Origin of the sequence: Streptomyces sp. NPDC005761, from assembly GCF_040630635.1 — a bacterium.
Classification (GTDB): Bacteria; Actinomycetota; Actinomycetes; order Streptomycetales; family Streptomycetaceae; genus Streptomyces.
Genome location: NZ_JBEXXX010000017.1, coordinates 89,628 through 101,468 on the forward strand (window position 1 = coordinate 89,628; position 11,841 = coordinate 101,468).

11 protein-coding genes are annotated in these 11,841 nt (G+C 71.6%); 2 read left to right on the forward strand and 9 right to left on the reverse strand.

Going from position 1 to position 11,841, the window contains the following annotated elements; translation table 11 throughout:
* Window positions 1–13: 13 nt before the first annotated feature.
* The 8 genes from ABZ434_RS18065 to ABZ434_RS18100 all read right to left on the reverse strand — a co-directional run bounded on the left by ABZ434_RS18065 (window position 14) and on the right by ABZ434_RS18100 (window position 9,612).
* Entirely contained in the window at window positions 14–256 is a 243-nt protein-coding gene (locus ABZ434_RS18065; protein WP_148020961.1) for a hypothetical protein, read from the reverse strand.
* Complete coding sequence (gene gatA / locus ABZ434_RS18070; protein WP_359137176.1) at window positions 253–1,755, reverse strand: Asp-tRNA(Asn)/Glu-tRNA(Gln) amidotransferase subunit GatA; 1,503 nt, start codon at window positions 1,753–1,755, stop codon at window positions 253–255. Before gatA ends, ABZ434_RS18065 begins: the two co-directional genes overlap by 4 nt.
* A gap of 5 nt (window positions 1,756–1,760) precedes the next feature.
* Complete coding sequence (gatC, locus tag ABZ434_RS18075) at window positions 1,761–2,057, reverse strand: Asp-tRNA(Asn)/Glu-tRNA(Gln) amidotransferase subunit GatC (RefSeq protein WP_003966094.1); 297 nt, start codon at window positions 2,055–2,057, stop codon at window positions 1,761–1,763.
* A 475-nt stretch (window positions 2,058–2,532) separates the two neighbouring features.
* Window positions 2,533–4,707 carry a bifunctional diguanylate cyclase/phosphodiesterase gene (locus tag ABZ434_RS18080; protein ID WP_359137178.1) on the reverse strand — a complete coding sequence of 725 codons (2,175 nt, stop codon included), beginning with the start codon at window positions 4,705–4,707 and terminating at the stop codon, window positions 2,533–2,535.
* 266 nt (window positions 4,708–4,973) lie between these two features.
* Complete coding sequence (ligA, locus tag ABZ434_RS18085; RefSeq protein WP_359137180.1) at window positions 4,974–7,184, reverse strand: NAD-dependent DNA ligase LigA; 2,211 nt, start codon at window positions 7,182–7,184, stop codon at window positions 4,974–4,976.
* Between the two features lie 30 nt (window positions 7,185–7,214).
* The gene (locus ABZ434_RS18090) at window positions 7,215–8,240 is read right to left on the reverse strand and encodes a methionine synthase (RefSeq protein ID WP_359137183.1); all 1,026 of its coding nucleotides are present in this window, start codon (window positions 8,238–8,240) and stop codon (window positions 7,215–7,217) included.
* Between the two features lie 103 nt (window positions 8,241–8,343).
* A complete protein-coding gene (locus ABZ434_RS18095) occupies window positions 8,344–9,033 on the reverse strand; it encodes an SDR family oxidoreductase (protein WP_359137186.1) in 690 nt (229 codons plus the stop codon).
* A gap of 39 nt (window positions 9,034–9,072) precedes the next feature.
* Complete coding sequence (locus ABZ434_RS18100) at window positions 9,073–9,612, reverse strand: TIGR00730 family Rossman fold protein (RefSeq protein WP_359137189.1); 540 nt, start codon at window positions 9,610–9,612, stop codon at window positions 9,073–9,075.
* A 78-nt stretch (window positions 9,613–9,690) separates the two neighbouring features.
* Here ABZ434_RS18100 and ABZ434_RS18105 point away from each other — a divergent pair, with 78 nt between their 5' ends.
* Entirely contained in the window at window positions 9,691–10,026 is a 336-nt protein-coding gene (locus ABZ434_RS18105) for a DUF427 domain-containing protein (protein ID WP_359137192.1), read from the forward strand.
* Between the two features lie 106 nt (window positions 10,027–10,132).
* Window positions 10,133–10,933, forward strand: coding sequence for an alpha/beta hydrolase (locus ABZ434_RS18110; RefSeq protein WP_359137195.1), 801 nt, complete (start codon window positions 10,133–10,135; stop codon window positions 10,931–10,933).
* Window positions 10,934–11,073: 140 nt separating this feature from the next.
* On the opposite strand, the gene ABZ434_RS18115 is transcribed toward ABZ434_RS18110, so the two are convergent.
* A complete protein-coding gene (locus tag ABZ434_RS18115; RefSeq protein WP_359137198.1) occupies window positions 11,074–11,808 on the reverse strand; it encodes a YgjP-like metallopeptidase domain-containing protein in 735 nt (244 codons plus the stop codon).
* Window positions 11,809–11,841: the final 33 nt, after the last annotated feature.

The following is an 11,841-nucleotide window of genomic DNA, read 5'->3' on the forward strand; positions in this document are numbered from 1 at the left end:
GAAACTTTCCCTCTCAGCCCAGCAGGACGTCGTCGTCGCCGAGACGCTTGAGCTCGCGGTAAAGGATCGCGAGTCCGGTCACGATCGCGGCGGCGGATACGGCGGCGTCGATCAGCCGCAGTGTGTCGTTGTCCTGGCGGGCCATCTTCACCTGCTTGAACACGCTCAGCGCGCCGAAGGCGGTGGTGCCCATGGACACGTACGCGCCGGTCTTGGACTTCTTGAAGTTCTTGGCCTTCTTAGCCATTGCGCTCATAGCGACGGAGCCTCCTCAAGCAGCGGGTGCCCCCACCTTTCCACGAAGGCGGCCTCGACGGCGGCTCCGACCTTGTACAGCCGGTCGTCCTTCATGGCGGGGGCGATGATCTGCAGCCCGACCGGCAGGCCGTCCTCCGGCGCCAGGCCGCACGGCAGCGACATGGCGGCGTTGCCGGCCAGGTTGGTCGGAATGGTGCACAGGTCCGCGAGGTACATCGCCATCGGGTCGTCGGCGCGCTCGCCGATCGGGAAGGCGGTGGTGGGCGTCGTCGGCGAGACGATGACGTCCACCTGCTCGAACACCTTCTCGAAGTCCCGCGTGATCAGGGTGCGGACCTTCTGCGCCGAGCCGTAGTACGCGTCGTAGTAACCGGAGCTCAGCGCGTACGTACCGAGGATGATGCGGCGCTTGACCTCGTCACCGAAGCCGGCCTCACGGGTGAGCGCGGTGACGTCCTCGGCGGACTTCGTGCCGTCGTCGCCGACCCGCAGGCCGTAGCGCATGGCGTCGAAGCGGGCGAGGTTCGAGGAGCACTCGGACGGCGCGATGAGGTAGTACGCCGACAGGCCGAGGTCGAAGGACGGGCAGTCCAGCTCGACGACCGTGGCGCCGAGCGACTTCAGCAGTTCGACCGACTCGTTGAAGCGCTGGACGACACCGGCCTGGTAGCCCTCGCCCGAGAACTGCTTCACGACACCGACGCGCATGCCCTGTACGGAGCCGTTGCGCGCGGCCTCGACGACCGGCGGCACCGGGGCGTCGATGGAGGTCGAGTCGAGCGGGTCGTGCCCGGCGATGGCCTCGTGCAGCAGGGCCGCGTCCAGGACCGTACGGGCGCAGGGACCGCCCTGGTCGAGGGAGGACGAGAAGGCCACCATGCCGTAGCGGGAGACGCCGCCGTAGGTGGGCTTGACGCCGACGGTGCCGGTGACGGCAGCGGGCTGGCGGATGGAGCCGCCGGTGTCCGTGCCGATGGCGAGCGGGGCCTCGAAGGACGCGAGGGCCGCCGAGGAACCGCCGCCGGAGCCGCCCGGGATGCGGGTGAGGTCCCACGGGTTGCCGGTCGGGCCGTACGCGCTGTTCTCGGTGGAGGACCCCATGGCGAACTCGTCCATGTTGGTCTTGCCAAGGATGACGACGTCGGCGGCCTTCAGCCGCTTGGTGACGGTCGCGTCGTACGGCGGGACCCAGCCTTCGAGGATCTTCGAACCGACGGTGGTCGGCATGTCCTCGGTGGTGAAGATGTCCTTCAGCGCGAGCGGGACGCCGGCCAGCGGGCCCAGCTTCTCGCCGGCCGCCTTCTTGGCGTCGACGGCACGGGCCTGCGCGAGCGCGCCCTCGCGGTCGATGTGCAGGAAGGCGTGGACCTTCTCGTCCACGGCCTCGATCCGGGCCAGGTGGGCCTCGGTGACCTCGACGGCCGTGAGCTCACCGGAGGCGATCTTCGCGGCGATCTCGGCGGCGGTGAGCTTGATGATGGTGCTGATGTCCGTCATGACTTTTAGTCCTCCCCCAGGATCTGCGGCACCTTGAAACGCTGCTGCTCCTGGGCCGGGGCGCCGGAGAGCGCCTGCGCGGGGGTGAGCGACGGACGGACCTCGTCCGCCCGCATGACGTTGGTCAGCGGCAGCGGGTGGGAGGTCGGCGGTACGTCTTGGTCGGCGACCTCGGAGACGCGGGCGACCGCGCCGATGATGTCGTCGAGCTGACCGGCGAAGTGATCGAGCTCTTCGCCCTTCAGCTCCAGACGCGCCAGCCGGGCGAGGTGGGCGACCTCCTCGCGCGTGATGCCAGGCATGCAGCGATCCTCAGGGGTTGGTGTGTGGTTTTGGCCGGGCCGACTGCACATTTCCACCGTCCATCCGAAGGACGGGCCACGCGGCGTCCCGTGCGTGCGATCGCAAGGCGCCGGAGCGCCCTCGTGGCGGAGCCACGTGGGCGTTTCGGCGACGCGGCGAGCGTGCGTGCCAGGCGTCGCGCGGCAGGTGGAAATGTGCCGCCGGCCCCCAATCCTATGGTGTCGCCCGCACCGGCCACGGCCACCCGTGGAACACCCGCCTCGGCGACGCGGCCACCGGGCGTGATGCCGGCCCCTCCGGCGATCGAGGACGAGGCCGCCACCTGGGGGCGCCCGAACCCGCCCGGGCCAAGGACGGGCGCCACCGGCCGGGCGTGACCGAGCCCGACGAGGCGGCCACCCAGCCCGTCCGGCGATTGAGGACGAAGCGGCCGCCGGGCGCCTCCGGCACCTCACCTCGGGCCCGCGCCCCGCCCTACGTCGTCGTCGCAGGCCGCGAGTCGACCGCCCGCCCGGACGGCCGGTGCTCCAGCTCGGGCGTCACCGCGGTGGCGGCCGCCCCCGCGGCCGCGGCCGCCGCGGCAGCCGCCGCCAGCTCCGCCGGCCGCCGCCATCCGTGCTCACCGCGCGCCCGCAGCCACGCGGTCGTCTCCTGGGGCGGCATCGCGGCCGCCACCAGCCAGCCCTGGACCGCGTCGCAGTGCAGGTCCCGCAGCCGCTCCCACGTCTCGTCGTCCTCGACGCCCTCGGCGACCACCAGCAGGCCGAGCGAATGCGCAAGGTCGATCGTGCAGCGGACGATCTCCGCGTCCTCGTGGTCGATGGCGAGCCTGGCCACGAACGAGCGGTCGATCTTGAGCTCGCTGACCGGCAGCCGGCGCAGGTGGACCAGGGAGGAGTACCCCGTGCCGAAGTCGTCCAGGGACATCTTCACGCCGTGCCCGGTCAGTCCCGCCAGCGTGTCCGCCGCCCGCTGCGGGTCCTCCAGCAGCACGTGTTCCGTTATCTCCAGCTGCAGCGCCCCGGCCGGGACACCGTGCCGGGCCAGCCGGGCCGCGACGCCGCCCGCGAACCCGGGGGTGTGCACATCGCGCGGGGACACGTTGACCGCGACGGGGACGAAGAGGCCCTGCGCCCGCCACCGGGCGACCTGCGCGAGGGCGGTCTCCAGTACGTACTCCGTGAGGTGCGGCATCAGCCCCGACGACTCGGCTATGGCGATGAACTCGTCCGGGGGGACCCTCCCCCGCTCCGGATGCACCCAGCGGACCAGTGCCTCCAGTCCCGCCACCTGACCGTCGAAGCGGACCTTCGGCTGGTAGTGCAGCTCCACCTCGCCGGCGTCCAGCGCGCGCCGCAGATCACCGAGCAGGCCGAGCCGGTCCGGGGTGTTGCTGTCGCGCTTCGACTCGTACACCTCCACGCCCGTCCGGTCACGCTTGGCCTGGTACATCGCCACGTCCGCACGCCGGAGCAGGCCCTCCGCGTCCAGCGCGTGGTCGGGGTGGACGGCGACTCCGGCGCTGGCCTCCAGGACCAGCGTGAGGCCGTCGAGGTCCAGCGGAGAGGACAGCTCGGCCACCAGATGGCGGGCGACGCGCTGGGTGCTGGTGGTGGAGTCCGCGGTCGGCAGGAGAACGGCGAACTCGTCGCCGCCGAGTCTGGCCGCCTCCGCGCCGCGCGGCAGGGCGAGCCGCAGCCGGTCCGCTATCTGCAGCAGCAGCCGGTCCCCGGCGAGATGGCCGAGGGTGTCGTTGACCGCCCGGAAGCGGTCGAGGTCGATCAGGACGAGCCCGACCCGGCTGCCGAGGCTCTCGGCCTCCTCCAGGGCCGTCCAGGTGCGCTCCAGCAGCCACTGCCGGTTCGGCAGTCCGGTCAGCGGGTCCCGCAGCTGTTCCTCCGCCCGCGCGCGGGCGATCCAGAGTGTGGAGTCCAGAGCGATCAGCGGGACCGCGAAGAGGGGCAGCAGAACGGGCATCGCCATCGCGACGACACAGATCAGCGGTGCGATGCCGAGGAGCGCGACGGCGACCAGGCCCTGCCGCAGCAGCGCCGTGCGGGCGGCCGTCGGCAGTCCGCCGCCCTGCGGGGACCGGGCGTACCACAGCAGGACCCGGGTGACGAGCAGATACGTGGAGGCCGCGAGGAGGACCTCCGGGACGGCGTCGATACCCCAGTCGAGTGGCTGCCAGGGTGACTCGACGGACTGCACCTCGCCGAACGCCGCCAGGACCAGGGCCGCCGCACCCACGCCCATGATGTCCACCGCCCCGTGCAGCAGCCCCTGCCACCAGCGGTGCCGGCGGGCCACGCCGACGAGCACGACCACGACCAGGCTGACGAGGCCCGCGGGCACCCAGCCGTAGAGGAGCAGCACGGCGAGGGTGAGGGCGGCTCCGGAACCCGTGCCGCCCCACCAGCGGTCCCGGCCGAGCGCGACCAGATGACCGACGATGATCCCCGTGAGGACGGCGAGGGACCAGCCGGCCCTCCCGTCCGGGAAGAGGGCGTGTCCGCTGCTCACGGTCCGGTAGAAGCCGGTTGCCAGCTGCACCGTGGCGAGGGCCACGACAACAGCACCCACTTTGGGCGTGAGGCCGGCGAAACCTTGCAGCCGCGACACCGGTGCGGCGTTCTCGGTCGGTTTCATTCCGTCCCTCTCACAGCCGGCGGTGCCGATGTCACCTGATGGTTCCGGTATGTGCCACCGCGCCCGTCCCGCGCAAAGGCCGGGTACCGCAGGCGCATCTCCCAACAGTAGGCCGCCGAGGGGGTTCACGGGCAGCGGTCTACAGCTCTTGCCCGAATGCGAACCGACCACCCGTCAGCATCTGGTATGCGCCGATCGGGTGAATCCGACAACGTGTCACCTCTCCTCCCCCGCTGCCGTCCCCCCGTGGCCTGCGCCGACTCCCGCTACTGCTCCTCGGGCGGGACCGCGGCCTCGCGTGCCGCGTCGGGTCCCTGTTCGAGCAGCACCGCGAAGCCGTCCTCGTCGAGCACGGGCACCTTCACCTGCATCGCCTTGTCGTACTTCGACCCGGGGTTGTCACCGACGACGACGAAGGAGGTCTTCTTCGAGACGGAACCGGTGACCTTGGCCCCGCGGCTCTGCAGGGCCTCCTTCGCACCGTCCCTGGTGTGCCCGGCCAGGGTGCCGGTGACGACGACGGTGAGTCCTTCGAGGGGCCTCGGCCCTTCCTCCTCGCCGGCACCCTCGTCCTCCATGCGGACTCCGGCCTCCCGCCACTTGCGCAGGATCTCGCGGTGCCACTCCTCGGCGAACCACTGCTTGACCGAGGCGGCGATGATCGGCCCGACCCCGTCGGCGTCGGACAGCTCCTGCTCGGTGGCCTCCTCGATCCGGTCCATGGACCGGAACTGGCGGGCCAGCTCCTGGGCGGCGACCGGCCCGACATGGCGGATGGAGAGTCCTGTGAGGATCCGGGCCAGCGGGGCCTCCTTCGCCGCGGTGATGGCGTCCAGCATGCCGAGGGCGTTCTTCTTCGGTTCGCCCTGCTGGTTCGCGAAGACCGTCGCGATCTTCTCCTCGCCGGTCTTCGGATCCCGCTTGGGCAGCCCGCTGTCCATGTCGAGGACGTAGGCGCGGATGGGCAGCAGCTGCTCGGCGGTCAGTCCGAAGAGGTCGCCCTCGTCCCGCAGCGGCGGGTCGGCGGGCTCCAGCGGCCGGGTCAGGGCCGCGGCTGCGACGTATCCGAAGTGGTCGATGTCCAGGCACTTGCGCCCGGCCAGATAGGCGACCCGCTCCCGCAGCTGCGCCGGGCAGGAGCGGGCGTTGGGGCAGCGGACGTCGATGTCGGCCTCCTTCATCGGCCGCAGCTCCGTCCCGCACTCGGGGCAGTGGGTGGGCATGACGAAGGCCCGCTCCGTGCCGTCACGGAGGTCCACGACCGGGCCGAGGATCTCCGGGATCACGTCTCCGGCCTTGCGGAGCACAACGGTGTCGCCGATCAGGACACCCTTCGCGCGGACCACGTTCTGGTTGTGCAGGGTCGCGAACTCCACCTCGGACCCGGCCACTTCGACCGGTTCGACCTGGGCGTACGGAGTGATGCGGCCGGTGCGGCCGACACCGACACGGATGTTGACCAGCTTGGTGTTCACCTCCTCCGGCGCGTACTTCCAGGCGATCGCCCAGCGCGGTGCGCGGGAGGTGGAGCCGAGCCGGCCCTGGAGCGGGATCTCGTCGAGCTTGACGACGACTCCGTCGATCTCGTGCTCCACGGAGTGCCGGTGCTCGCCGAAGTGGGCGATGAACTCCCGCACACCGGAAAGGGAATCCACCACCTTGTTGTACTTGGCGGTGGGCAGACCCCACTCGTGGAGCAGCTCGTAGGCGTGCGAGAGGCGGTCGATGTCGAAGCCCTCGCGGGCGCCGATGCCGTGGACCACCATGTGCAGCGGCCGGGTGGCGGTGACCTTGGGGTCCTTCTGGCGCAGGGAACCGGCCGCCGCGTTGCGCGGGTTGGCGAAGGGCTTGTCGTCCGCTTCCACCAGCCGGGCGTTCAGCTCCTCGAATCCCTCCATGGGGAAGAAGACCTCGCCGCGGATCTCGACGAGCTCCGGGATCCGGTCGCCCTTCAGCCGGTGCGGGATCTCCGCGATCGTACGGACGTTGGGCGTGATGTCCTCGCCGGTGCGGCCGTCGCCGCGGGTCGCGGCGCGGGTCAGCAGGCCGTGCTCGTAGGTGAGGTTGACCGCGAGGCCGTCGATCTTGAGCTCGCACAGGAAGTGGTAGCCGGTGGCGCCCACGTCCCGGGCGATCCGCTCGCCCCAGGCGGTCAGCTCCTCGTCGTCGAAGGCGTTGTCCAGGGACAGCATCCGCTCGCGGTGCGCGACGGAGGTGAATTCCGTCCGGTAGGGCCCCGCGACCTTCTGGGTCGGCGAGTCGGGCGTGCGCAGCGGCGGGTGCTCGTCCTCCAGGGCCTCCAGCTCACGCATCAGCCGGTCGAACTCCGCGTCGCTGACGACCGGCTGGTCTCTCACGTAGTAGCGGAAGCGGTGCTCCTCGACCTGCTCGGCGAGGAGCGCGTGCCGCTCCCGTGCCTCCGCCGGCACCGCCGTCTCCTGTTCGCCTGGCAGTGACGTCTGCTGTTCGCCGGCCATCGTCCCGTCCTCCCGTTACCCAGTACCCCGTTACTCAGGGTTGTCTGCGAGCGATTTCGCGGCCCGGGCGCAGTGGGCGAGCGCGGCACGTGCGTACGCGGGTGAGGCACCCGCGAGACCGCACGAGGGGGTGATCGCCACGGACTCGGTCAGAGTCCCCGGATTCAGTCCCAGCCTGCGCCACAGCGTCCTGACACCCATGACGCTACCGCCCGGGTCCGACAATCCGCCTGAGGCCGGGTCGGTGCCCGGCACCACCCCGAGGAAGAGCTGGGTGCCGCCCTCGACGGCTTCCCCGATCGCCTCCTCCTCACGCTCGGTGAGCAGAGAGAAATCGAACGAGATCCCGTCGGTGCCCGCGCGGCGCAGCAGGGCGAACGGCACGTCGGGGGCGCAGGTGTGCACGACCGTGGCGGCCGGGCCCGCTACGCCCAGCACCTCGCGCAGCGTGTCCTCCACGAGCTGACGGTCCACGGCCCGGTAGGTCCGGTAGCCGCTCGCCGTCCGGATCCGGCCGAGCAGGACGCCGGTCAGCGACGGTTCGTCGAGCTGGAGGATCACGCGCGCACCGGGCATCCGGCGCCGCACCTCGGCAAGGTGGTCGCGCAGCCCCTCCGCGAGCGAGCCCGCCAGGTCACGGCAGGCTCCGGGGTCGCCGAGAACGGCCTCCCCGCTGCGGCGCTCCAGAGCGGCGGCCAGCGTCCACGGCCCGACGGCCTGGACCTTGAGCGGGCCCTCGTACCCCTGGGTGAACTCCTCCAGGGCGTCGAGGTCCTCGCCCAGCCAGGACCGGGCACGGCGGGTGTCGCGCCCCGGCCGGTCGCTGATCCGCCAGCCGCTCGGTTCGACGTGTCCGTACATCTCGACGAGCAGCCCGATGGTCCGCCCGATCATGTCCGCGCCGGGGCCGCGCGCCGGCAGCTCCGCCAGATACGGCACGCCCTGGCCGTCCCCGAAGGAGCCGGTGACGGTCTTCGCCGCCTCGCGCGCGTCCCCTCCGGGCATCGAACCGATTCCGGTGGCCGGGCACCCGCTGAACTTGCTCTTCTCGCTCACGCGGGAAGCCTACGGCGGTCCGGCGCCCGGGCCGTCAGCGGCCGGGGCGACGTGGGGCCACGGCTCCCCCGCCCGGGCCGGGGGACAGCCGTGCCCCGCCCCCTCAGCGGCCGGGACGCACCGTGAGGTCGTTGACCTCGGCGTCGCGCGGCAGGTCGAGAGCCATCAGGATCGTGGTGGCGACGGACTCCGGGTCGATCCAGCGGGAGGCGTCGTACTCCTTGCCCTCCTGCTGGTGGACCTTGGCCTGCATGGGGCTGGCGGTGCGCCCGGGGTACACGGACGTCACCCGTACCCCGTTCTCGTGCTCCTCGTGGCGCAGCGAGTCCGCCAGCGCCTTCAGTCCGTGCTTGCTCGCCGCGTAGGCACCCCACTCGGCGTGCGCGGCGAGCCCGGCGCCGGAGTTGACGAAGAGGACGTGGCCCGCGGCGACGCGCAGCTGCGGCAGGAGGAGGCGGGTCAGCTCGGCCGGGGCGACGAGGTTGGCGTTGAGCTGGAAGTGCCAGGCCTTGGGGGTGAGCTCGCCGATACGGCCGAGCTCGACGACGCCCGCGATGTGCAGCAGGGAGTCCAGCCGCTCCGGCATCGGCTGCTGGCCGAAGGCCCAGGAGAGCCGGTCGGGGTTCGACAGGTCGCCGACGAGCGTACGCGCGCCAGGGTGGAGCGCGGCGAGTTCCTTGGCGCGGCCCGCGTCACGGGCCAGGAGGACGAGCTCGTCCCCGCGCTCCGCGAGACGGCGGGCGACGGCTGCGCCGATGCCGGAACCGGCACCGGTGATGAGGTGAGTGGACATGCCCCCCATCGTCGCACCCGTCACCTCACCGCCGGCACATCACTGCAGGCCGGCCCACTCCTCCAGGTAGGCCAGGGCGCCGACCCCGTCCTTCGCGAAGAACACCAGGTCGGTCAGCGGGACCGGCAGGAAGCCCTCGTCCTCCATACGCTGGAACTGCTGGCGCAGACCGTCGTAGAAGCCCGCCGTGTTGAGCAGCACGACCGGCTTGGTGTGCTTGCCGTGCTTCTTGAGCTCGAGGATCTCGGTGGCCTCGTCGAGCGTGCCGGTGCCGCCCACCATGATCACGATCGCGTCGGACTTCTCCAGGAGCAGCGCCTTGCGCTCGGCGAGGTCCCGGGCGATCACCATCTCGTCCGCGTTGGTCCGCGCCTTCGCGGCCAGGAAGTCCACCGACACCCCGACCAGCTTGCCCCCGGCGCCCTGCACGCCGTCCGCGACGACCTTCATCAGCCCGCTCTCCGAGCCGCCCCAGACCAGGGTGTGGCCGCCGCGGCCGATCAGCTCGGCAAACTCACGGGCGGGCACGGTGTAGCGGTCGTCGAGGTCGGCGGCGGAGAGGAAAACGCAGATCTTCATGGCTGCCACGTTAGAGCCCGGAACCGCCGGCGCCGAAACCCGGGGAAGAATCCGGCGGCCCCCGGGGCTGAGAAGTACATGACTGCCACCCGAGGACACCGCATCACCGTCGAGCCCGGCACCGAGCATGTGCGCGTGGTCCGCGACGGCGTACTGCTCGCCGAGAGCCGGCGCCCGCTCGTCCTGCGCGAGACGGGCTGTCCGGTCCGCTACTACCTGCCGCCCGAGGATGTCCGTACGGAACTGCTGACGGCGTCGGACACCCGCACGCACTGCCCTTTCAAGGGGGACGCCTCCTACTGGTCGCGGCCGGAGGCGGCCGACCTCGTCTGGGCGTACCCGGAGCCGAAGGACGAAGTGGCCGCGATCAAGGGCCACTTCTGCTTCTACGACACCGAGACACTGACGGACTGACGGTCGGCACACCGTCAACAACCCCTGCGGACTGCGAAGAAGGGAAAATACAAAAACTTCTCGCCGAAAGCGATGAGTTTCCCGAGGGCGCGCAGTCCACCTCCACATGGACAAGACCCTCTCCCGCGACGGCACTCTGATCGCCCACCGGCGCCGGGGCGAAGGACCGCCGTTGATCCTGGTGGGCGGAGCGTTGTGCACCGCGGCGACCGAGGAACCGCTGGCCCGTCTGCTCGCGCCGCACTTCGAGGTCGTCACGTACGACCGGCGCGGCCGGGGCTCCAGCGGGGACGGGTCGCCGTACGCGGTGGAGCGCGAGATCGAGGATCTGGCGGCGGTCGCGGAGACGGTGGGCGGCCGGCCCTCGGTGTTCGGTGTCGGGGCCGGCGGCGCGCTGGCCCTGGAGGCCCGGGCGGCCGGCCTCCCTGCCGCCCGGCTCGCGGTGTACGAGCCGCCCTACACCCCGGGCGCCGCGGGCCTGCTGTTCAAGGCCGGCTGCACGGCCCGGCTGCACCGGCTGCTGTCCGCCGGGGACCGGGGCGGGGCGGTGGAACTGTTCCTGTCCGTGACGGGGGTCGCGGCCGACGTGATCGCCAGGATGCGGAGGGCGCCGCTGTGGCGGACCCTGGAATCCGTGGCGCACACATTGGCCTACGACGACGCGGTGCTGGGCAACGGCGCGGTTCCGGCCGAGCGGTTGGCCTCGGTGACGGCGCGGACCCTGGTGGTCTGCGGCGGCTCCAGCTCCGCCACCGCGAGGACGTCGACCCGTCTGCTCGCGGACGCCCTCCCGCGGGGCCGGCACCGCACCCTGACGGGTCAGACACGGGAGTTGGCACCACAGGCGATCGCTCCGGTGCTGACGGAGTTCTTCAGCCGGGACGTGCACGTACGCCAGGCGTCCTGAACCGGGGCGGGTACGGGGGCCAGGCGCCTCGAGAACACACGGGCGGGGCCGGGGGGCCGAGAGCACCCCGCGCGGCCACGCCCGTACAGGGGTCGGGCGTTGCCGCGCGGGGCCGGACGATGCTCCTCAGCGATACGAGGTCACCGAATCGCCCCACGCCACAGGGCTGGTTCGGCATCACCGAACAGTGTCTCCCGGGCGTCGACGTCCGGGAACACAAGTCTCAGCTGCCGACGGAACGCGACTCCATGACCGGGTGCGCGCAGGTGGCAGAGTTCGTGGACCAGGACGAGGTCCACCAACGAGGGCGGCAATTGCAGCACCGCCCAGTGCACCGTGATGGCACCGTCCTGTCCCAGCGCCCCCCACCTGGGGCCGAGGTCGCGGGCCTCGACGCGGGGAGTCGGCAGTCCGACGCGTGATGCGTACGAGGGCAGCCGCCCGGAAAGCCACCGGGTGCCGCACACCTCGTACCACTGGGCGAGCCGACGTGCGCCTTCGTCTGCCGTACGGGGCCTGGGCATCTCCAGCCATCCCCGGTACAGCCTCACCCGGCCACCCTCTCCCGGGGGCAAAAGCTTCAAACGGTGGCGTCGTCCCAGGTAACTGAAACCCGTGCCGCCGACGAGTTCCTTGGCCGGCTCGTCCGGTCTCGTGCGCCTGTCCCGTACCTCGCGCGCCAGGCGTGGCAGCCTCGTCCGCACGGCCCGTGCGACGGCGGCCGGGTCCGCGTTCGGCGGTACGGCGAACAGGACGTCGCCGCTCTCGTCGACCTCAATGCCCAGAGTGCGCCGTCGGGGCCTTACGACGACCTGCCACGTCCACTCCCCGGGCACGGGGAGTGCCGCGATCGCCTGGTGGACGGGAGTACTCACGAAGCATTCCTACCATCCGACAACACGGATTCC